18 protein-coding genes and 1 pseudogene are annotated in these 21,493 nt (G+C 69.8%); 11 read left to right on the top strand and 8 right to left on the bottom strand.

Features of this window, described 5'->3' with window-relative positions; all coding sequences use genetic code 11:
• The first annotated feature begins 2 nt into the window (after positions 1 to 2).
• Complete coding sequence (locus OHB49_RS35885; RefSeq protein WP_326632191.1) at positions 3 to 776, top strand: GntR family transcriptional regulator; 774 nt, start codon at positions 3 to 5, stop codon at positions 774 to 776.
• A gap of 175 nt (positions 777 to 951) precedes the next feature.
• Here the strand turns inward: OHB49_RS35885 and OHB49_RS35890 are convergent, their stop codons facing one another.
• The 3 genes from OHB49_RS35890 to OHB49_RS35900 form a co-directional block, all read right to left on the bottom strand.
• Complete coding sequence (locus OHB49_RS35890; protein WP_329165042.1) at positions 952 to 1,083, bottom strand: hypothetical protein; 132 nt, start codon at positions 1,081 to 1,083, stop codon at positions 952 to 954.
• A gap of 239 nt (positions 1,084 to 1,322) precedes the next feature.
• Positions 1,323 to 2,525, bottom strand: coding sequence for an IS110 family transposase (locus tag OHB49_RS35895; RefSeq protein WP_329165043.1), 1,203 nt, complete (start codon positions 2,523 to 2,525; stop codon positions 1,323 to 1,325).
• 893 nt (positions 2,526 to 3,418) lie between these two features.
• Positions 3,419 to 3,589 (bottom strand): hypothetical protein, encoded by a 171-nt coding sequence (locus OHB49_RS35900; RefSeq protein WP_329165044.1) that lies wholly within the window; start codon positions 3,587 to 3,589, stop codon positions 3,419 to 3,421.
• A 153-nt stretch (positions 3,590 to 3,742) separates the two neighbouring features.
• Between OHB49_RS35900 and OHB49_RS35905 the strand changes: the two genes are divergently transcribed.
• The 3 genes from OHB49_RS35905 (at position 3,743) to OHB49_RS35915 (ending at position 6,580) form a co-directional block, all read left to right on the top strand.
• Positions 3,743 to 3,892, top strand: a complete 150-nt coding sequence (locus OHB49_RS35905) for a hypothetical protein (RefSeq protein WP_329165045.1) — start codon at positions 3,743 to 3,745, stop codon at positions 3,890 to 3,892.
• Between the two features lie 248 nt (positions 3,893 to 4,140).
• The gene (locus OHB49_RS35910; RefSeq protein ID WP_329165046.1) at positions 4,141 to 5,946 is read left to right on the top strand and encodes an adenylyl cyclase; all 1,806 of its coding nucleotides are present in this window, start codon (positions 4,141 to 4,143) and stop codon (positions 5,944 to 5,946) included.
• 199 nt (positions 5,947 to 6,145) lie between these two features.
• The gene (locus OHB49_RS35915; RefSeq protein ID WP_329165047.1) at positions 6,146 to 6,580 is read left to right on the top strand and encodes a dihydroxyacetone kinase subunit DhaK; all 435 of its coding nucleotides are present in this window, start codon (positions 6,146 to 6,148) and stop codon (positions 6,578 to 6,580) included.
• Between the two features lie 184 nt (positions 6,581 to 6,764).
• On the opposite strand, the gene OHB49_RS35920 is transcribed toward OHB49_RS35915, so the two are convergent.
• Together OHB49_RS35920 and OHB49_RS35925 are read right to left on the bottom strand one after the other, a co-directional pair.
• Positions 6,765 to 8,015, bottom strand: coding sequence for an MFS transporter (locus OHB49_RS35920; RefSeq protein WP_329165049.1), 1,251 nt, complete (start codon positions 8,013 to 8,015; stop codon positions 6,765 to 6,767).
• A 106-nt stretch (positions 8,016 to 8,121) separates the two neighbouring features.
• Positions 8,122 to 8,355: pseudogene (locus OHB49_RS35925) on the bottom strand (MFS transporter); the annotation flags it as partial.
• Positions 8,356 to 8,516: 161 nt separating this feature from the next.
• Between OHB49_RS35925 and OHB49_RS35930 the strand changes: the two are divergent.
• Complete coding sequence (locus OHB49_RS35930) at positions 8,517 to 9,275, top strand: DeoR/GlpR family DNA-binding transcription regulator (RefSeq protein ID WP_329165050.1); 759 nt, start codon at positions 8,517 to 8,519, stop codon at positions 9,273 to 9,275.
• 705 nt (positions 9,276 to 9,980) lie between these two features.
• Here the strand turns inward: OHB49_RS35930 and OHB49_RS35935 are convergent.
• Together OHB49_RS35935 and OHB49_RS35940 are read right to left on the bottom strand one after the other, a co-directional pair.
• Positions 9,981 to 10,643 carry an HAD-IA family hydrolase gene (locus tag OHB49_RS35935; protein ID WP_329165051.1) on the bottom strand — a complete coding sequence of 221 codons (663 nt, stop codon included), beginning with the start codon at positions 10,641 to 10,643 and terminating at the stop codon, positions 9,981 to 9,983.
• A 164-nt stretch (positions 10,644 to 10,807) separates the two neighbouring features.
• Positions 10,808 to 12,022: an MFS transporter gene (locus OHB49_RS35940; RefSeq protein WP_329165052.1), complete on the bottom strand. Its 1,215-nt coding sequence runs from the start codon at positions 12,020 to 12,022 to the stop codon at positions 10,808 to 10,810.
• Between the two features lie 77 nt (positions 12,023 to 12,099).
• On the opposite strand from OHB49_RS35940, the gene OHB49_RS35945 reads away from it, so the two are divergent.
• From OHB49_RS35945 to OHB49_RS35960, 4 genes are all read left to right on the top strand, one after another.
• Positions 12,100 to 12,657 carry a hypothetical protein gene (locus OHB49_RS35945; protein WP_329165054.1) on the top strand — a complete coding sequence of 186 codons (558 nt, stop codon included), beginning with the start codon at positions 12,100 to 12,102 and terminating at the stop codon, positions 12,655 to 12,657.
• A 193-nt stretch (positions 12,658 to 12,850) separates the two neighbouring features.
• Positions 12,851 to 13,105 (top strand): hypothetical protein, encoded by a 255-nt coding sequence (locus OHB49_RS35950; RefSeq protein ID WP_329165055.1) that lies wholly within the window; start codon positions 12,851 to 12,853, stop codon positions 13,103 to 13,105.
• Positions 13,106 to 13,252: 147 nt separating this feature from the next.
• Positions 13,253 to 13,819, top strand: coding sequence for a LemA family protein (locus OHB49_RS35955; RefSeq protein WP_329165056.1), 567 nt, complete (start codon positions 13,253 to 13,255; stop codon positions 13,817 to 13,819).
• On the top strand, positions 13,816 to 15,390 hold the full coding sequence (locus tag OHB49_RS35960; RefSeq protein ID WP_329165057.1) for a DUF2207 family protein: 1,575 nt from the start codon (positions 13,816 to 13,818) through the stop codon (positions 15,388 to 15,390). The genes OHB49_RS35955 and OHB49_RS35960 overlap by 4 nt, the downstream gene beginning before the upstream one ends.
• A gap of 51 nt (positions 15,391 to 15,441) precedes the next feature.
• Here the strand turns inward: OHB49_RS35960 and OHB49_RS35965 are convergent, their stop codons facing one another.
• Complete coding sequence (locus OHB49_RS35965; protein ID WP_329165059.1) at positions 15,442 to 15,627, bottom strand: hypothetical protein; 186 nt, start codon at positions 15,625 to 15,627, stop codon at positions 15,442 to 15,444.
• A gap of 291 nt (positions 15,628 to 15,918) precedes the next feature.
• On the opposite strand from OHB49_RS35965, the gene OHB49_RS35970 reads away from it, so the two are divergent.
• Positions 15,919 to 16,884, top strand: coding sequence for a DUF3710 domain-containing protein (locus OHB49_RS35970; protein WP_329165060.1), 966 nt, complete (start codon positions 15,919 to 15,921; stop codon positions 16,882 to 16,884).
• Positions 16,885 to 17,485: 601 nt separating this feature from the next.
• Positions 17,486 to 21,490, top strand: coding sequence for an Ig-like domain-containing protein (locus tag OHB49_RS35975; RefSeq protein WP_329165061.1), 4,005 nt, complete (start codon positions 17,486 to 17,488; stop codon positions 21,488 to 21,490).
• The last annotated feature ends 3 nt before the right edge of the window (positions 21,491 to 21,493 follow it).

Genomic DNA, 21,493 nt, shown 5'->3' on the forward strand with positions numbered 1-21,493 from the left:
GCATGAGACCAAAGTCCACCGCCGAGCGCGCGGAGGTGTCGGACCTTCTCCTCAGCGTCGACCGCTCCAGTCCGGTCCCGCTCTACTACCAGCTCTCCCAGCAGCTGGAACAGGCCATCGAACAGGGCAGGTTGCGGCCCGGCTCCCTGCTGGGCAACGAGATAGACCTCGCCGCCGGGTTGGGCCTGTCCCGGCCCACCGTACGCCAGGCCATCCAGGCGCTGGTCGACAAGGGCCTCATGGTCCGCCGTCGCGGCGTGGGCACCCTGGTGGTGCACAGCCAGGTCAAGCGGCCCCTCGAACTGAGCAGCCTCTACGACGATCTGGAGTCCGCCGGCCAGCGCCCGGCGACCCGAGTTCTCGATGTTTGCGCGACAGCAGCCGACGCGGAGGTCGCCACCGCGCTGGGGGTGGCGGAGGGCGAGCCGGTGACCCGGGTGGAGCGCCTGCGTCTGGCGCACGGGGAGCCACTCGCCGTACTTCGCAACCACATACCGGCGGACGTGGCGGGGCTGAGTGCGGATCAGCTGGCGAAGACGGGCCTGTACCGCCTGATGGGCGCGGCGGGCACGGCGCCGCACAGCGCCCGCCAGACGATCGGCGCCCGCAGCGCCACCGCTGAGGAGGGGTTGCTCCTGCACGAGCCGGAGGGCGCGCCGCTGCTCACCATGCGGCGGGTCGCATACGACACGACGGGACGGGCGGTCGAGTACGCGAACCACTACTACCGGGCATCGCGGTACTCCTTCGAGCTGCAGCTGCTGATCAGGAGCTGAGTGTCGGCGGGCAGGGGGGTACGCCTCACTCGGCCGGGCCGCCGCCCACGAAGACATGCAACTGCGCTGGCAAAAGGCCCTGCGGACCGGGATTTCCCGACGTTTGTCGCCGCATGGACCGAGCGGAGCGGATAACTCCACCGGTGAAGGAGGGGTGCTTGCGGGGCGCCGCCGGTCACGGTTTCCAGGACTGGCGTGCCGTACGGGTCTCGGCCCAGCGCTGGTGCAGGGTGTCGGTGCCGTCGCCTGCCCGGTACGTCGCCTTCCCCGTCTCGACCGCCGGTTTCGTGCTGACGGTTTCCCCCAACCGCGCCCCAGCAGGCCGACGGCGCTCGAGTTGGAGCGGTACGTGCGCTTCAGGGCCAGCGGCACGCCAGGCTGGCCAGCGAAGCGTCGGTGAGCTGTTCGTAGAACGTGCCGGTATGTCGCCTGCCGAGCCGCGAAACCTGGGGCTGGCCCTGCGGCTTCTCTCGGCCTTGCTGCCTGTGAAATCTTTCCGATGGCACATCACGAGGAGGGCGGGGGGGGGTGCCTCTATGTCTTTCGTCAAGCGAGGCGAGGGGTTCGGGGTTCGTAGAAGGTGCCGTCGCGGAGCATCGCGAACAGCACGCTGATGCGATGGCGGGCGAGGCGGAGAAGAGCCTGTGTGTGGGTCTTTCCGCGGGCCCGGCATCGGTCGTAGTAGGTGCGGGAGGCGGGATCGTGCAGGGCAGCGAAGGCGGAGAGGAACATCGCTCTCTTCAGTTGGCGGTTGCCGCCTCGGGGTGCGTGTTCACCGTGGATCGAGGTCCCCGACGACTTCGTCGTTGGGGCGAGGCCGGCGTAGGAGGCGAGGTGGGCGGCGCTGGGGAAGCTGGTGCCGTCGCCGACGGTGACCAGCAGGACGGCGGCGGTCCTGACCGCGACCCCCGGCATCGAGGTCAGGACCGGGGAAAGAGGGTGTGCCTCCAGCAGTTGCCCGATCTGGGCTTCCAAGGCCTGGCGCTGGTCGTGGACGGCCGCGAGCGAGCGGGCCAGCGACGGCACCACGACGTCGAGAGTGCCCGTCCCGGGGACGACGACGGTCTGCTCGTCGAGCGCGTCGAAGACCTCGTCGATCAGCCGGATGGCCATGCGCGGGGCCTTGGGCCGGACCACCTCAACGAGTCTGCGGCGTCCGGCTTTCCGCAGAGCGGCCGGGGAACCGTAGCGTTCCAGCAGCCAGGTCACGGCCTGGTGGTCGAGACGGGGTCCGAGGACGCGTTCCAGCGAGGGATGGAACTGGGTGAGCAGGCCCCGTATGCGGTTGCTGGTGCGGGTGGCCTCGGCCGCGAGGTCCTGGTCGAAGCCGACCAGAACCGTGAGTTCGGCGGTGATCTCATCAGTCAGCTCGAGCGAGCGCAGGGTGTGGGGCATGGTGCGGGCGGCGTCCGCGATCACCGCCGCGTCCTTGGCGTCGGTCTTGGCCTCGCCCGGGTAGAGGTCGGCGATCCGACGCATGGCCAGGCCGGGCAGGTAGGCGACCTTGCAGCCCGCGTCCCGGGCCACGGGCAGGGGCAGGGCGCCGATCGAGGCGGGCTGGTCCACGATCACCAGCACGGTGCCGAACTTCGCGGCCAGCTTGTCGAACACGGCCCGCAGTTTCGGCTCGCTGTTGGGCAGTGGCTTGTCGAAGACCTTCTTGCCGGCCGTGGTGAGCCCGTGGCCATGATGGGCGCTCTTGCCAACGTCCAGGCCGAGGAAGACGCCTACGTCACCGATGTCGTACAACCCATCCTCCCGAGCAGGGTTCGTGCGGTGCTGGCCAAGGCGTTGGCGCCGTACGCGCGCATCCACGTTATGCAGACCTGCCGCCCGCAAACGGCCGGGCATTGCACCCAGCCAGGCGGTAGTCGGACCTCTCATCAGCGTCTCCAACGGCGCCTCTCGGGCCCGGTAACACCACCCCCCAGGTCATCGCTCGACAGGGGGACACAGTCATGCCGGGCCCGGAGGCCAGCGGCCCTCTTGCAGGACCGCGAAGAACATAACGGGGGGGTAGCTTGGCGGTTGTCTTAACGGAGGTTGGTGGACACGAACGTCGATAATGCGGACCGTCAGGTGCGTTTGAGCTTCTTCGGCTAGAGAGTCGCTTCGGTGGGACTGTAGAAGGGAAGTCCGGCCACGCCAACTGAGTGATGCGCTTGGTCGGGGAGGTGGTCGTCTTGCGACAGTCCACGTGGTACGCGACCGCGCTGCTGTCCGTCGTGTGGGTGTGGGCGTCGGTGGTCAGCGGCGGCGGTGGGCCAGAGTCTCCGGTCTGACAGTCAGGTAGGTCTCTGGGGTGGTGGCTTCGAGATCGCTGGGTGACAGAGAGAAGTCCAGGCCCGCTTCCAACCTTGCGGTCCATGGCAGTTCTGCTGCCGATACGAAGGCATCGCGGACTCTGCGATGAAATGCGCGGTCGTTCGAACTGTTGGCGCTGTCGGTGCTCGCATCGAGCGGATGATGTGCGGTGGTTCATCTCTTCATGGCTCAGGTCGACCACGACACTGGAGTGGCGCCGCCAGGACCCGTTGGTCTGAACAGCCCTGGCCCCGAATTGATTCGGGGCCAGGGCTGTCTTGCGTGGTGCGGGCGAGGATCTCGATGAGCTCGCCCGCGCCGGGATCCCGCCGACGTCGTCAGCGTCTGCGGGAAGGGCGGCCAGCTCCGATTCCCGCGACGTGCAGGGCAAGAAGTGCCAGGCCCAGGAGCATGAGGTTCACGGAGGAGAAGACGTCGTTGGTGGTGATTTCTGCTGCGTTGATCAGGAAAGCGATGACGAACAGGACGGCCGCGGCTATGCCGAGCATGGGGTGCTCCTCTCGAAGGGGGTGAGGTGCTTGTGCCCGGACATCCCACAGACAGACCCCGTTTCCGCTGCGGCTTCGGGACGTCGGCCGGGCTGCGTGCCGGGATTGCGGGGGTGTTCCTCGAAGGCGGGGATAGATCTACGCGCAGGACTCATGAGCGATCCGACCGTCAACTTCCTCGCCGCGTTCGCGGGCGCCGGCCGAGCCCTGTTCAGCAAGCTCGACGACGCCCTCGAGCGCCCTCCGCTGCTGGCCCGCAGCGCGCCGCGGAGGCCGGAGAAGCGCGGTCTTCCACGGCTGTGAGGCCCGGGCCCGGCGCCGGTGGAGCCGCGCGGGCCGAGCCGCTCATCGGGTCCAAGGGGGCCGAGAGCGGAGTCATGCGCTTCTCACAGCCTCGCCCGGTCATCGCGCGAGCTCTCAAATTGCCTTCACCGCAAGCGCATTGACGCTCCACATCCACGGTGATTCACTTCGTGACTGAGAGCGCTCTCAGAGATCAGGGGCCGGTTGACGGTCCCGTCTGTTCACCCTATGCAAGGAGAGCCGTGTCCATGATTCCCTCTCGTCGTAGTGTGCTGCGCGGGGCGGCCGCTGCCTCGGTGCCGCTGATCAGTGGTGTTTGGTCAGGACCGGCGTTTGCGTCGGCCGCCGCCTCCGGCAAGTCCCGGACCGGCGGCGCCTCCTCCGTGCTCGGCCCGAACGTCCTGGTCTTCGATCCGTCCATGAACGATGTGTCGATTCAGGCCAAGGTCGACGCCGTATTCGCCATCCAGGAGTCCAACCAGTTCGGCGACGAGCGCTTCGCCCTGGCCTTCATGCCGGGCACTTACACCGTCGACATCAACGTCGGCTTCTACACGCATGTCGTGGGCCTTGGCGCGAGCCCCGCCGACGTGGTGATCAACGGCCATGTCACCGTCGACGCCCAGTGGTTCGACGGAAACGGCACCCAGAACTTCTGGCGGGCCGCGGAGAACCTGACCATCGTGCCGCCGGACGGACTGGAGCGCTGGGCGGTCGCCCAGGCCGCTCCGATGCGCCGCGTCCACATCAAGGGGAACATGACCCTGATGCCGAGTCCGCCCGGCAACCAGTGGTCCAGCGGCGGCTTTCTGGCCGACAGCGTGGTGGACGGACAGGTCGAGTCCGGCTCCCAGCAGCAGTGGCTGTCGCGCAACGACACCTTCGGCAGCTGGACCGGCTCCAACTGGAACATGGTGTTCGTCGGTACCGAGGGCGCCCCCGCGCAGGCCTTCCCGACCCCGCCGTACACCACCGTCGACCGCACCCCCGTGGTACGGGAGAAGCCGTTCCTCACTGTGGACCGTCACGGCTCCTACCAGGTCTTCGTTCCCGCGCTGCGCACCAACAGCACCGGCACGACCTGGGCGGACGGCCCGGCCCGGGGGCGCAACATCCCGCTGTCGCAATTCCATGTGGCCCAGCCGGGCGACTCGGCCGCGGAGATCAACCGGGCCCTCGCCCACGGCAAGCACCTCCTGTTCACGCCGGGCATCTACGACATCTCCGCGCCGCTGCGCGTGAACCGCGCCGGCACCGTGGTCCTGGGCCTCGGCCTGGCCACCCTGCGCTCCACCCACGGCAACACCGTGATCGAGGTCGCCGAGGTCGCCGGCGTCACCCTCGCCGGCCTGCTGTTCGAAGCGGCCTCCAGCCACACCCCGGTACTGCTGCGCGTCGGCAACGGCCGGAGCCCGCGGCGGCACAGCGCCGACCCGACCGTGCTGTTCGACGTCGTCGCCCGGATCGGCGGCGCGCTGCCCGGCGGTGCGGGGGTCAGCGTCCAGATCGACAGCAACGACGTGATCTGCGACCACCTCTGGCTCTGGCGCGCCGACCACGGTCTCGACGGCGCCGTCGGCTGGACCGTCAACCCCGCCGACAACGGCATCGTGGTGAACGGCGACCATGTCACCGCGTACGGGCTCTTCGTCGAGCACTACCAGAAGTACGAGGTGCTGTGGCAGGGCGACCACGGCCGCACCTACTTCTTCCAGAACGAGCACCCCTACGACGTGCCCACCCAGTCGGCCTGGCGGCACGGTTCCACCCTCGGCTACGCCGCCTACAAGGTCGGCGACCGGGTGCGCGACCACCACGCCTGGGGCCTGGGCAGCTACTGCTACTTCAACCGCAACGCGGACATCTACACCGACGCCGCCTACGAGGTCCCCGACACCCCCGGCGTCGTCTTCACCGACCTGATGACGGTCTGCCTCAACGGTGCGGGCGGCGGCGGCATCCTGCACTGCATCGACAAGGCCGGCGACCCGGTCCAGAACGGTTTCGCGACGTACTCCATGAAGTCGTACTCCAACGGGGTCGGCAGCGTCTGATGCCTCTGCGCGACAGCGGCGGGTCCTCGTGGGCGCCGCGTCGGCCGTGAGCGGGTGAGGAACGGTGGCGCGGCGGTCGCACGGACCGCCGCGCCGCTCGCGTTTGTCGGGGAGCGGTGGCCGGTGCCGCCGGCCGCCGGGCGGAGGAGGGGCTCAGCGGGCCTCGCGTCCGCGGAGCAGGACCAGGACCGCGCCGCCGATGGCGACCAGGCCGATGGCGGTGGCCGTCGGGAGCGGGGTGGGCCCGTGCGGGGGAGTAGCCAGTCAGCGCGTCCGGCTGCACGACACGATCGGCGCTCAGCGCAGAATCCACCGGATCTTCCAGCCGGCGGCAGCTTTCCGGGGCCTGCCGCTGACCGACGTGCTCCGGGAAGCTACCGAGAACGAACAGTTGAGCAGCTACCTGCAGTGGGTGCTTGGCACGGCCGGCCGCGATGTCGCGCCCGATGTCGTGCCCGCCGCAGCCGCTCTGGGCCAGCTGACCGAGCGAGGCATCGAGATCAGGCGCAGCTACGTGGGTGAGTACTGCACCTCGCTCGAAATGGCCGGCGCCTCCGTCACACTGGTCCGGCTGGACGACGAGATCTCCGATCTGCTAGCCGACCCCGCCGAGATCCCGATCCGCTTGTTCTGACGGGCCGATGACATTCCTCGCCCGGAGGATCAGGCGCCGCGAAGACCCCGATCGGCTGGGTGAGGGCCTCTCCGGTGCGCACGTCCAAGGCGGCGGCGATGGAGACCGTGGAGTGCCGGCGGTACTCGAACTACTGCAGCGCGGGTCGGCCGGGCGCGGGTGCCCTGCCGGGGTGGCGCAGGTCTTACCCCACGGCATGCCGGGAACGGTTGAGGGCGGCGATGCCGACGGTAGCCACGAGACCGTACAGGGCGGGTGCGAGGAACACGTGCGGCAGCCCGAGCAGGGCCACGCCGAGGCCGCCGGTCAGCCCGCCGAGAGCGCTGGCAACGGCGGTCGAGCTCATGAAGATGGCCGAGGCCGTCGCGACGGCCTCGGGCAGCAGGCGTTGGGCGACGATGATCCCGAGGCCGGCGAATACACCCCACACCCCGCCCATGAGGACCTGTCCGGCGAACATGCCGGCCGCGCTGCCGGTCAGGGCGAAGCAAAGATTCGCGCCTACGCCGAAGGCGGCGCCGAAGACCATCAGGCGCATCATGCCGATCCGGCGGGCGACGACCACGGCCACCGGCATCAGGATCAGCTCTATCAGGGGCTGGATGCCGATCACCGTGCCGCTGACCGCCGTCGGCAGGTGCATGTCGTTGTGCATGTAGATCGTGAGGTAGCCGTACTTGATCGGCTCTCCGGCGTAGACGAGCACATACAGACCGGTGAAGGCGAGCAGGGGCAGCATGGCCCGCACCCCCAGGTGCCGTTCGGAGCTCTCGGCCGACGTCTGCGCCTGCGCCTCGGCCTGTGCACCGGGCTGTGCCGAGCGGTCGCGCGCGAAGCCCATGGGGACGATCTGCACGAGGGTGCACAGCCCGGTGGCCACGAGCATCGCGCGCGGGCCGGCGGCGGTCGCCAGCAGCGAGCCCGCGACGGGGCCCACGATCCATCCGGCCGTCAGCGCCATGCGCACGATCGAGACGACCCCGTCGCCGACGGGGCTGGCGGTGGCCTGCAGGTCGTCGTGGACGGCCGCGAACAGCTGGGACCCGGCGGCGCCGGAGAAGCCCAGGACCACGGCGCTGATCGCGAAGGGCATCCACACCTGGGTCGAAAGGGCCATGGCGGTCCAGCCGAGGAATCCCGCCACGGCGCACAGTCGGAAGAGCCCGAGCCGTCGCCCCGTGCGGTCCGAGCGTGCGCCGATGAAGTACCCAGCGACCGGAGCGGTGATGCTCGTCAGGTAGTACAGGCCGGCCGTGGTCAGCGAGACGTGCAGGTTGTCGACGAGGAACAGGGTGATCTGCGGGGCGGCGGCCGAAGCGCCCAGTCCGGACAGGAACAGCGCGACGGTTGAGCCGCGGTAGAGCGGCGAGTTCCACACCGACCGCATTGCGGACGGAGCGGCCACGACGCCATCGGCGGCGAGTATTCGTGACAAGTCAGGTCCCCCCAGGAGCTCGAACTCAAGAGGCCTCACACCGTATCTTCGAACAAACAGAACATCAATGGTGTTCTTATGCCTGCGTTTGGCTCGCATTCTCTGTTCAATCTGGGCCTGGCAGGCTCAGACCGCCGACGCCGTCGACGACAACGCGGAAGGCCGCAGGTAGGAAGAACGTGAGGTGGAGCGGCACGAACGTGGTGACCGGCCCGACGACCGCGGGCCCGGCGAGCATGCCGAGGTAGCCAAGACCTGCGACACGCGAGACGTTGACGCCGATGGCGGCCGCGAACGCCCCGTAGCGGAGGATGACGAAGGGCCCGAACCGTGCGGAGAGGGCGATCCGCATCCCCCACGAGGAAGCCGTTCCAAGTGAAGTGGGTGAGGGTGGCCAGGAGGCCGGCCCGCCCGTAGGTTCCTGTCCACGATTCAAACGTAGCGAACAGAGTTGAGTTTCAAAACATTGCTATTTGCGCAGATATTCCGTTCAATAGGACTATGGCTGGCACTGACCGACTGAGGCAGATCACCGAATCCGTGCGCGAGGCGGGCCGCATGAGCGTCGCGGAGCTCGCGGGGCTCACCGGGGCGTCGGAGATGACGGTCCGCCGCGACCTCGAGGCCCTGTCCGCCCAGGGAGTTCTTGAGCGCTACCGCGGCGGGGCCCGGAGCCTTCTGCTCCGCGGCGAAGAGCCCCCGTTCGTACTGCGGAGCCAGGACGGGCTGGAGAACAAGCAGCGCATCGCCGCCGCAGCGGCGCGTCTGGTCGCGGACGGCGAGTCCGTCGTCGTCGACAGCGGCACCACCTGCCTCGAAGTGGCCCGCGCGCTGGCAGGCCGCCGGGTGACCGTGATGCCGCTGTCCCTGCACGCCGTGAACGTGCTGGCCGAGACCCCGCAGCTGACCCTGCTGGTGCCCGGCGGCCGGCCGCGACCGGGCGAGCTGGCACTGACCGGCCCGCTGACCGTCGCATCGCTGGCCGCCCTACGCTTCGACACCGCGATCATCGGCTGCTGCGGACTGGACGCCACGGACGGCCTGACCGCCTACGACCTGGACGACGCCACCGTCAAGAGCGCCGCCATCACCTCCGCCCGCCGCGTCATCGCCGTCACCGAGGGCGCCAAGCTCTCCCGCACCGCACTGGCCTTCGTCGTCCCCGTCTCTTCCCTCCACACCGTCGTCACCGACGGGGACGCCCCCGAGGACCAGGTCGACCTCCTCGCCGCGGCAGGCGTCACAGTGCAACAGGTGTGACCCGCCGGGCACTCCGGCGCACAGCCTCCCGCTCCAGGATTCCCTCCTCCGCGCAGTGACGCGCACCGGTTCCCGTGCATCCCCGCGTCGGCGTGCACCTTTGGTGATCTCTGGTTACGAAAATCGCGGCAGAGCACAGCTGTCTGGCTACCTGCTCGAACCCGGGATCGATCCGCGTGAGCGGATCCGCCGTGGCATGTACACCGTGCCCGCCAGCGCTCGCGCGGAGCGCACCGCACTCCACGACATCGGGGACGATCCGCGCGCCGAGGGCCGCACGCGCGATCTCACGGACCGGATGGGAGACATCACCGCGCACGGGAAGGCCCATGGGCTGCCCGTGCGCGGCACGTTGGACAAGCCCCGCAAGCCCTACGACCTGGACCTACCGCGGCCGCCGTGCACCGCCGGGCTCGACTCCGTCGTCGTCTCCCCCTACTTCGAGAACCGCTGGGCCTGCCGGCCTGCCGGCCTGGCGTCTCGCATCGGCCACCGTCCTTCACGAGTTGCGGCCTGGGCCTCCGCCTCGGGCCCGAGACTCATCGCGACCCGGTCTCGGGACGGCAGAAGGTTCGCGGGCAGCACACCGTCCGCCAGGCCGTCGAGTACTGCCACCCGGCCGCCCTGCTGCCGCGCCCGAGCGGGAAGCACGGTCAACCGGCGCTGCAGCCTGCGACATCTCGCGTCATTTGGCGTGAAAGAGTTCTACAACCTGTGGTCCTTCATGATGTCGTGCAACTTCCCGGTGAGTCGTCGAGTTGGCAACCAGGTATCGATGATGGCTGTCAGCTCGTCGCGGTCGGTGAAGACGTGTCCGTTCATGCCGGTGGCCTGCGCGGCGCGTACGTTCTCCTCGCGGTCGTCGATGAAGAGGAAGTCGGCCGGGGCGGCCCGCATGGCGACGACGCAGTGGTGGAAGGCCGCTGGGGCGGGCTTTGCTGCTTTGATCTTCCCGGAGAAGGCAACGTGGTCCAGATTGTGCAGCCAGGGCTGCGCGGCGAGGAAGGCGTCCGCGTGGTCCGAGGGGATGTTGGACAGCAGAGCGACCTCGGCGACGTCGCGCAGGGACTGGACGTAGGCCACCATCCGCTCGTCGATGCGTGACCAGCTGTCGATGTCGGTGAGGCGCAGATCCTCGATCGTGTCGGAGTCGACGGGCAACGACAGCCATCGCAGTACGGCGGCCCAGTATTCGGGCGCGGACTGCCGCCCGGCGTCGTAGGGCGGGCGGCAGGCCCAGTAGGCCGTGGTGAAGGCGTCGGTGGGTGCGGGGCAGCGGGCGGCCAACTCTTCCAGGGCGCCCGGGCGTTGGTGGCGGGCGATGACTCCGAAGAGGTCGAACAGCACGATTTTCCGGTCGCTGGACATGGTGGTGGGTTCCTCCGGATTCCGAGGGGCCAGTGTTCAGGGGTGGTGGGCCTGGCCTGGGCGACCTTTCGGGCCTCGGCGCAGGTGGCGCGGTGTCCCGAACGGCACACGCTCACGGGGGAAGCCTGTGCGGCACGGTGTCAGGGGCCGTGCCGCACAGGCAGTCAGTGGCTGCTGGATGCCGTCTCGCGTGTGCGGTCGGATCCGGTGCGCAGGATCCCGGCGGCCACTGAGGTGATCACACACAGCAGGGTCAGCAGTACGAAGGCGTCATTCAGGGGTACGAGGTGGGTCAGCCAGCCAATTACGGCGGGGCCGGCAAGCATTCCGACGTAGCCGAGCCCGGCGACGCGCGAGACGTTGGCCCCCGCGGCGGAGGGGTCGGCGTGCCCGGCTGCGCTGAACAGCTGCGGAACACAGCCGGACAGTCCGAGACCGAAGAGTGCCCAGCCTGCGAACGCGGCCCATATCCACGGGGAGAGGGCCACGGTCGTGATGCCGACGGCGGCGATGGCCGCGCCGTAGCGCAGGATTGCCATGGATCCGATCCGGGCGGCTAGACGGTCGGTGAGCAGTCGGCCGATGGTCATGGTCGCTGCGAAGGTGCCGTAGGCGAAGGCGGCAGTGCTTGCGGGTGCGCCGAGGATGTCCTTCAGGTGCAGTGCGCTCCAGTCGTTGGCGGCTCCCTCGCACAACATGACCATCAGGGCCAGGACGGCGAGGAGCCAGATGCGCCCGCCGCCGCTGCGGCGCTTGACGGGCGGCGTTTGCTGAGCCTGCTCCGCGGAGCCTGCGCCGGCAGCGGCGGGTTCGGTCGGCAGCAGGGTGCGTGCCGACACGAGAACGGTCACGATGCCCAAAGCTCCCACGGCGGCCATGACTGCGGCCGGGCTCAGGCCGGCGTCCGCCGCTGCCGCTGCGACGAGCGCGGCAACAACTCCGCCGACGGAGAACGTGGCGTGGAAGGCCGACATGACTGGGCGGCCGTACGCCTTCTCCACCTGCACGGCGTGGGCGTTCATGCTCACGTCCAAGCAGCCGTTGCAGAATCCGAAGATCAGCAGGGCACCCGCAAGCGTCCACGGGTTCGCAGGGAGACCGGGCAGTACCAGGGCCGCGCTGCACAGAACGCCGGCGGCGGGGGCGACGAGGCGCGCTCCGAGCCGGTCGGTCAGCCGCCCGGCCACCTGCATCCCGATGAAGGCCCCGAGCCCGAGAAGCATCAGGAGTCCCCCGAGCGTCGCGTGGCTGATGCCCACGCGCTCCTCGATGGCTGGGATGTGCACCACCCAGGTGCCCATCAGAGTGCCGCAGAGGATGAAGTACACGAAGGTCGCCACGCGGGCGGCTCGAAGCGAATGACTCACGCCAAACACCATAACGAACATTTAGTATGTTTGAAAATCGCCTGATCTCACACGATGTATGTTCGTTTGGTGTGAGGTTCAATCGCGGTATGAGCAACGCAGACCGGCACGGCACGATCGTGCAGACCGGCAGGGAGTCGGGCAGGATCACGGTCCAGGAACTCGCCCACCTGCTGCGCCGGCGGCCGGTCACGGTGTTGCCGTTGTGCCTGCAGGCCATCCACGTACTCGACCAGGGTTCCGGTCCGTCCACGCTGAAGGTCCCCGGCGGGCAGCCCCGGCCCGCCGAGGGAGCCTTCACCGGCCCGCTTACCCTCGCGTCCCTGGCGGCGCTGCGCTTCGACACCGCGATCATGGGCTGCTGCGGCCTGAGCGCCACTGAGGGCCTGACCGCCTACGACCTCGATGACGCGGCCGTGAAGAAGGCCGCCATCGCCTCCACGCGCCGCATCATCGTCGCCGCCGACGGCGGCAAGCTCGGCCACACCGCCTACGTCTACGTCGGCCCCTCCACGCTCCTGCACACCCTGGTCACCGATGCCACCGCATCCGCCGGACAAAGCAGCCGCGCTCGAAGGCGCCGGCACCGTCGTCAAGGTCGTCTGATGATTACGCACGCGACCGCACCTCTGTGGTCTGCCGGGTAGGGGATGTCCTCGCCCCGTCCGCGCAGAGTTTCCACAAACGCGGGCAAAGCCCAGTCCCTCCCTCGACCGGTCCCGGAGGCGGCAGCCGTCCGCCGGTGTGGTTGACCCAGGCTGAAGGAGGGGCCTCAAGCTGGTTGAGGCCGTGGCTCGCAAGCGGCACCTCGGCCGAGCTCCGAGTGATTGCTTATGTCTCTTGCCTCTCGGAACGTTCGCCACGGAGTCCGCCAGGGGGCACGGACTTACCGAGGCGGCACTGGAAGCACCACTGCTGGACGCCGAGTTGCGTGCAGAGGGCATGACGTTCGAGATGACCGTCACCCGTCACGAGGGCCCTCCCGGCGGGGCCGGGCGACAGGGACGGGCACGGTACAGGTACGTGTGGAAGCGACCAGCCGACGGCCGGCGCGAGGCCATCGACCCCTTCCTGGACGGCGTCCTCACAGCCTGATGGTCGCTTCGCCCCAGATCACCGACCCGAGCACGCGGAATCCCGGGGGCGAACGCTCCCCGGGCCGTGCGGGCCTTGGCGGCCGGAATAAGATCGCGTTGATCGGCCAGGGGGGTCGGATCTTTCAGGGCCTCTGGGGGCGACACTGTGGGTGTCATCGTGGGTGCGATTGTTGCGGTATTTGTCGTTGTGGGCGGGTGGTGGGTTGTTCGGACCTACAACCGGCTCGTTCGGCTGCGGAACCAGACGCAGGCTTCGTGGGCGCAGATCGATGTGCAGTTGAAGCGGCGGCATGAGTTGATACCGAATCTCGTTGAGGGGGCGCGCGGCTACGCCGCTCACGAGCGCGGCACCTTCGAAGCGGTCACCGCCGCGCGCGGGAAGGCCGTAAGCGGCGGGCTCGGTGTTACGGACCGGGCAGCCGCCGAGGACGCGCTCACCGCGACGCTGGGGAGGCTGTTCGCGCTCGGGGAGAGCTATCCGGAGCTCAAAGCGGATCAGCACTTCAGCACGGTGCAGGCCGAGTTGAGGTCGGCGGAGGACAAGATCGCGTACGCGCGGCAGTTCTACAACAGCGCCGTGCAGAGCTACCACACCGCCCTCGAGAGCTTCCCGGGGAACGTCGTGGCGAGGCTGGGCGGCGCACATGGGCGGCGGGAGTACTTCGAGGCCGCCGGCGTGGCGCAGGATGCCGTCCAGGTGAGATTCGCGTGACGCTCACCGAACAGCTCTATTGGGGTGGCGCCGGCCTGATCGTGCTCTGGCTGGCCGCTTTCGGGCTCGCGCTGGTCGCCACCCGGAACGGCGCGGTCACGCCGGGGCCCGCGACCCAGGAGTTCGGGGCCGACCCCGAACCGCCCGCCGTGGTCAGCCTGCTCGGCAATCAGTGGCGGGGAGTGGAGCATGCCGCCGCGGCCACCCTGCTGGATCTCGCGGCCCGCGGGCTCGTCGAGCTGCGACAGCCGGGCTCCGACCCGGCCCGTAGCACCGTGCACCTCACCGAGGCGGGCCGGGCGGCGCCGGGGCTGATGCCGTACGAGCAGCGGGTGCTGGTCCGCGTCACCGCCCGCGCGGCGAACGGCAGCGCACCCATCGGGGCGATCGCCTTCCGTGACGACGAGCGTGCCGCCTCCTGGAACACGGCGCTGCGCCGGGAGATCATCGCCGAGGCCCGGCTGCGCGGCCTGTCCCGGCGCCGGTTCGCGCCGCTGCTCGGCAGTGCTTTGCTGATCGGCGCCTTCGTGCCCGGAGCGCTGTTCGCCGTGGCCGCGGTCATGGGAGGGCACGGCGTGCGCGCCGCGCTCTTCGTCGGTGTGGCCCCGGGGGCCGCGCTGGCCTTCCTGCTCGGCAAGGCGCTGGGCGAGCGGGCGACACCGAAGGGCCTCGAACGCGCCGGACATTGGGCCGGACTGCGAGCCTGGCTGACGGCGCACGAGGACTTCGCCCAGCTGCCGCCCGCATCCGTGACGGTCTGGGACCGCTATCTCGCGTACGGGACCGCACTCGGCGTCACGGTCCTGACCAGCCGGCTCCTCGGCTTCGACTCCGGAGACCGGCGACGCGTCTGGTCCTCGTACGGAGGGACCTGGCGCCCGGTGCGGATCCGCTACCCGCGGCTGCGCCCCGGCTTCGGCGGCTCGACGGGCCGGCTGCTGCAGTGGGCGGCCGCGGCGGGCGTGGTCGCGATGGGGCTCTGGGCCTTCGCGATGCTGCGGCAGCCCGACTGGGTGGTCGCGGTCGACGCGCACAGCGGCGGCTCGTGGCGCCGTCCGGGACTGGTGCTGAGCGCCGGCTGGGTGGGCAGCGCGCTGCTCGGCCTTGTGGTGGCCGGCAAGTTCAGCCGCTGGACGCTGCTCGTGGCGTTCCTGGCGATGATGCCCGGCAACTTCGCGAGCGGCAGCCACGGCTGGTTCAGCGATGCGGCGGCCCACGAGGGGCCCCTGCTCGGCGAGTTGGCGGCGATCGCAGCCTTCGGCGTGCTGGCGACGTACTTCCTGGCACTCGTCTGCCTGGAGTGGCGGGAGCCCGACACGATCACCGGTGAGGTGCTGCGGATGGAGTCGCGCAAGGGCAAGGAGGTGGCCCGGTTCCTGGCCCTGGACGAGGGGAACGCGGACCTGACCACCGCCTGGGCGCTGCCTGCGGCCTCGCAGGGCATAGCGACCGGCGCCCAGGTGCGGCTGAGGGTCTCGCGGGGCACCCGCACCATCCGCTCCGCGGAGCTGGTGAGGGCCGCGATGTGGGAAGGTGACCGAGTGAAGTCCCCCAAGCAGGACGTCTCTTAAGGCAGACGATGCTCTGGAGCGCCTCCGCGGTGAGGCGCTCCAGACGCCTGTCTACGTGCTCACCGCGGCCAGGATCTCCGGGCAGCCCGGCCGTCGCCCGGGGGCCGCAAGACGCCGCTCCAGCAGCGCGATCCCGTACCCGTGCAGCGCGCCCAGCGGGAGGAGGGTCCACAGCCGGCCGTCCGCGTCCGTCACATGGATCGGCCAACGTCCGCCCGGAGCAACGGACCAGCTCAACCGCCGGAGCGGTCATGCGACCGACTGGCCGCCGCGCCGGGTTGGCGCCGAGGAACGCCGCTGGGGTAGAAGTCCGGGAGACAGGCGAGGCCTCGGCCGAGGAGGGCGCACAAGCTGCGGAGTTCAAGACCGGCGCGGTCGAGGAGATGTCCAGCCTCGCGCAGCAGGTCGGTGATCACGTCGGGGGCGGAACGCCGCTGGCGGACCCGGTCACCGCGGCGGCCGCGGCCATTACTGTCGGGGTCGACGCGTTCAAGAGGAGCCTGGCGCGCAAGGCTCGAAGGGCGGCTGATGAACAGGATCAGGGCGAGTGCCGAGCGGATCGTCGAACAGTACGGCCGGGACGGGAGACTGTCCGAGGAGAGCCTCGCCCTGGCCGAGTTCGGGGTCTGGAACCGGACAACCCCCGGAATGCTTCTGCTGGGGACCGGCTATCTCGCCGCTCTTGAGGATCCCGCCCTGGTCGAACGGACCCTGGAGTCCGGCAACGAAGCGCTGGCCATGATGCTGAAGGACGACGATCTCTTCGGGGCACTGGCTCTGACCGACGCCGGTGCGGAGTTGAGCTGGGATCAATGGATGGCCTGGATCTGGACGTACTGGCAGAGCCGGGGCATGTCGCCCGGCGTGCTCGATGAGTTGTTCGAGGAGGCCGAGGAGGTCTGGACGGAGACAGTCGACTCCGGTGAGCTGACCCGGCCCCGCGTCCGCGACGGTGCATGCGGCCCCTGGGACGCGTCCGAAACGCCGGTGCCCGCGAATACCGAGCGGATCGACTACGGCGTCATGAAGATCCCGCGCCTCGAGGGCGCCGAGACGCGACCCCTGTACGCCGGTGAGCGCATCGTCGGTGTGATCGTGAGGTTCGGCGGGCACGCCTTCTCCCTGCAGGTCTACCGGGCACGCGGGGGACCCGTGTGGGACACGGTACGACCCAAGATCATCAACGGAGTGCGGGACCAGGGCGGCAGCGCGGAGGACGCCGAGAGCAGCTTCGGTGCCGAGGTCCGTGCCCAGATCTTCGTCGTAAAGGACGGGCAGCGGATGCTCCAGCCGACGCGGATCGTCGGGTGCGACGGGCCGGGATGGCTGGTGCGTGGGTTCTATGGGGGGCCGGCCGCGCTGGCGGACGTGGTGGACCTGCGGACCCATCACCTCTTCACCCAGACGGTGGTCGACCTGTCGGCGGCGGAGGTCCAGGCGGACGCGACCGAGGAGATCACGGACGTGGAGGTCCGCTGGCCGGCCACGGAATGATCCGAATGGGCCAGGCGTTCGGAGTCGCGCCCGTTCGGCAGCCCGGTCCGAGCAGGCGAGTTGGCGAGCGGTGCCAACTCGCGTGCTCAGTCACAGTGGCTGTGAATAACGGCGTGGTCCGCGATTGAGGCCCCGACGTGCTGGCCCAGCGGATTGGCTGGTAGTTGATCAGAGGGCGTCTTGCCGGGGCGAGTACCAGTGCGGTGCTCAGCTCGCGGCGGGTTGGCCGGTGAGTGGAGTGGCCCGACAGCGGCGGTGCGGTGCCGGCGGCGAGGATCACACCATCGGCGACCCCGCGGGTCGGCGCGCACAACGGCAGGCGCAGACCGAAGCGGGGGCGCTCATGCTGTGTCCAGGAAGTCGCGGACCAGCTCGGTGAATTCCTCGGGCAGGTGGTCGGGCGGCACTTTCGTCCCCGGACGCCCCGTGGGGCGTCCGCGGGCCGGCACATTCGTGCGTCCTGGGTCTTTACGCCGTCGTCATGGATGGTCTAGAACGACAGTCATCCGATGTTACGTGAGTCCGGCTCCTGATTTCCGCACGCCGCAATAGAGTCATGCGCGGGGCCAGGCGCATTCATCGGACCACTAAGTCAACACCGTTGGCTGAGAGCCGTACCGCCCCGGAGGGCATCGTGCAGAAATTCCCCCGCCGTCGCCGGCGGGTTCCGTACAGACGGGCCGTCGCGCTCTGCTCGGCGGTGCTCACCGTCCTCGCGGGTGCCGCCGTGGTCGACGGCGGCACCGCCGCCGCGGCCGTGGGACCGACCACCGCCTGGCAGCACGGAGACTTCGCGCTCGACCCGGCAGGCGTCGTCAGTCGCTCCGACATCGTGCTCGGTTCGCCGAACTCCGACCCGACCGCGTCCATGCCGCTGGGCAACGGATCGCTCGGCGTGGCGGCCTGGGCAGCGGGCGGCTTCACCGCCCAGCTCAACCGGTCCGACACCATGCCGGACCGCAAGTCGCCCGGCCGGCTCAACATCCCCGGCCTGTCCGTCATTTCACACGCCGCCGACTTCCGCGGACAGCTGGACCTGACCGACGGCGTGCTGCGCGAGTCCGGCGGCGGCATGTCGATGAAGGCCTGGGTCGCGGCGGAGAAGGACGAGCTGATCGTCGACGTCTCCGGCGCGGACCCGGGCGTGGCGCAGACCGCCACCATCAACCTGTGGTCGCCGCGGAAACCCACCGCCGCCGTGTCCGGCACCGTCGGCACCCTGGCCGAGACCTGGGCCGACGGCAGCCCGCCGATCGGCAGCGGAAAGACCTTCGGCTCGCTCGCCGCCATCACCGCGGGCGGCCGCCGGGTGAGCACCACCGTCAGCAGCCCTACGCAGGTCAAGGTCAGCTTCACCCCGCACGCCGACGGCACCTTCCGGGTCGTCGTCGCCTCGCCGGGCTGGACCGGCGGCAACGCCGCCAAGACCGCCGCCAAGGTGATCGGCCATGACGCGACCGCGTCCGTGAGGACCCTGACGTCCGCACAGGACCGTTGGTGGAAAGGTTTCTGGGCGCATTCGGGCCTGATAGCGATGAGTTCGGCGGACGGAAGCGCCGAATACATCGAGAACCTGCGCACGCTGTACCTCTACGAAGAGGCGGCGTCCATGAAGAAGGGGATCTACCCGGGCAGCCAGGCCGGCGAGGCCGACATGTTCGCCTGGAACAAGGACGCCCAGACCTGGACGCCGTCCGCATACTGGCTGTGGAATCTGCGCACCCAGATCGCAGCGAACATGAGCTCGGGCAACTACCAGCTCAACACCCCGATCTTCGACATGTACGCCGACGACCTGCCCGCCATCGAGGCGTGGACCAAGCAGCAGATGGGCGGCCGTCCTGGCGCCTGCCTGCCGGAGACGATGCGCTTCAACGGCAACGGCATCTCCCCCGGCGTCGGCGAGAACGGCTCGTGCAGCGAGCCGGGCAGCCCCAACTGGAACGCCCTGGACATCTCCTCGGGTCCTGAGGTCGCCCTCTACATGTGGGAGCAGTACCAGGGCACCGGCGACAAGGCCGCACTGAAGCGGTACTGGCCGTTCATCAAGTCGGTCACCGAATTCCAGCTGGCCTACCAGACCGTGGGCGCCGACGGCCTGCTGCACGCCAAAGCCAACGCCCACGAGACCCAGTGGGCGGTCCAGGACCCGACCACCGACATCGCGCTCGACCAGGCGGTCTTCCCACTGATCGGCAAGATCGCGCGTGTGCTCGGCACCGACCGCGGCGCCGACAAGGCGCTGGTGGCCCGCGTCGCCACCGCGCGGAAGCAGATCCCGCCCTACCCGCGCACCGACCTGGCCACCCGCGGCAAGCTGCTCAACCCCGGCTACACCGCGGCCGAGACCGCCGCCGCGGACGCCACCGGCACCGACATGATCGCGATCTCGTACGAGCCGGCGGCCGAGCGCAGGAACGGCGAGAACATCGAACTGGAGCCGCTGTGGCCCTGGAACACCGTCGGTGACCAGGACGCAAACCTGTTCTCGCTCGAGCAGCGCAGCTACGCGCACCGGCCCAACAAGGGCGGCAACGACTGGTCGATGGACGCCATCCACGCGGCCCGGCTGCAGAACCCCGCCGAGGTGCGCGGCAACCTGATCTCGCTGACCGAAGGGCACCAGGTCTACCCCAACGGATTCGCCGACCTCGGCAGCTCGGTCGGCTTCCAGCCCTACATCGAGCAGGAGTCCGGCGTCGCGACCGCGGTCGGCGAGGCGCTGGCCCAGGACTACGACGGCATCGTCCGCTTCGCACCGGCCTGGCCGGCCGAGTGGGACGGGGCGGGCAGCGTCTACATCCAGGGCAAGAGCAAGGTGGACGTGCAGGTACAGGGCGGCAAGCTGGTCACCGCCGCGATCGAGGCCGGCACCTCCGGCACTCTGCGGGTGAAGAACCCGTGGCCCGGGCAGCTCACCGAGGTCGTGGACGGCAAGAGCGGCCATGTCGTCGTCCACCCGAGCGCCGCGGACCTGCTGAACGTCCCCGTGAAGTCCGGCAAGTCATATCTGGTGCAGCAGGTCGCCCAGCCCATCGCCGCCCTGCCGTTCGCGCAGGTCACCGGTAGCGCGCCGACCGCGGCCCGGCACCTGGGCGGCGTACAGCTCGGCCTGGACGAGGCCACCCGGTCCGGCAGCGCCACCGTCGGCACCGTGCTGGGCGGCACCAACCGGGACTACGGCCTCAGCCAGAACGAGGACGCCGGCTCCCCCACCACCGCGGGTGACGTGGCCGGGCTCACCGCCCGCACCACAGAAGGCGACCTGTCCTTCGACGTCGCCGACGACGTGGCCGCGACGGGGTCCTACGACGCCAAGGTCACGGTGTCGTACTACGACTCCGGCACCGGTTCGCTGTCCGTGCAGTTCGACGCCGGGGCCAAGGACCGCTACCACGAGGCCGGCACCATCGCGCTGACCGGTACCGACACCTGGAAGACCGCAGATGTCACCCTCAGCGGTGCCTGGTTCGGCGGGCTGCAGAGCGCGGGCGGCGACCTGCGGCTGCACTCGGCGGCCGGCCCCTTCACCGTGCACAGCGTGGGCCTGACAGTCACCGGCGCCCGGGTGCCCGACGGGCACGCCTTCCCGCCGGCCCCGGCGATCACCACCCCGCGCGGCGGCGCCACCGTCAAGCTGGGCTCGGCGGTGTCCGGTACGGCGATCCCCGACGGCACGGTGACCGTGCGCGAGGCGTCACGGGTGCTGTGCACCGCCACCGCCGACGACAGCGGCGCCTGGAGCTGCGCTCCCGACGGCGGCTTCACCCCGGGGCGGCAGACCGCCACCGCGACGGTCGCCGACCCGGGCGGCATGGTCAGCGACGCCTCGGCCGGGGTCGCCTTCGACGCCTCCGACCTGCCGTCCGGCACCGCTGTTGTCGGCTCGGTCGTCGGCGCCACCGACCACGCGTACGGGATGAGCGAGGACGAGCGGCCCTCGGGCGGCTTCGACGGCCCGACGACCGCCTCGGTGGTCGACGGCCTGTCCGCGCGCACCAGCACCCAGGGCAATATCTACTTCGACGTCGACGACTCGATCGCGCACGCCGGGTTCTACACGGCGACCTTCACCCTCTCCTACTACGACCAGGGCACCGGTTCCTTCTCGGTGCAGTACGACAACGGCGGCTCCGACCCGTACAAGTCCACCGCGGGAATCGCGCTGACCGGCAGCAACACCTGGAAGACCGCGACCGTGACGGCCCCCGACGCCTACTTCGGCGGCCAGCAGCACTCGGCGGCCGACTTCCGGCTGCGCAACGGCAGTGGTCAACTGACGGTGCACAGCGTGGCGGTGAAGATCAGCGGTGACGGCGTCCCGAACGTCACCCACTTCGCGCCGCCGGTGACGGTCGCCTCGCCCGCGGCGGGCGACACCGTCGATGCCTCCCCGGCCGTATCGGGCTCCGCGGAGCCCGGCGCGACGGTGACCGTGAAGTCCGACGACGCGGCGCTGTGCAAGGCCACCGTTTCCGACAGCGGCAGCTGGACCTGCACCGGGTCCGGCGAACTCGCCGCGGGGCCGCACACGTTCAAAGCCACCGCCGCCGACCCGACCGGCACCCCGGCGGAACCGGCCACCGTACAGGTGACGGTGGCGTAACCA

This window comes from Streptomyces sp. NBC_01717 (assembly GCF_036248255.1).
In the GTDB taxonomy this organism is placed as follows: domain Bacteria; phylum Actinomycetota; class Actinomycetes; order Streptomycetales; family Streptomycetaceae; genus Streptomyces.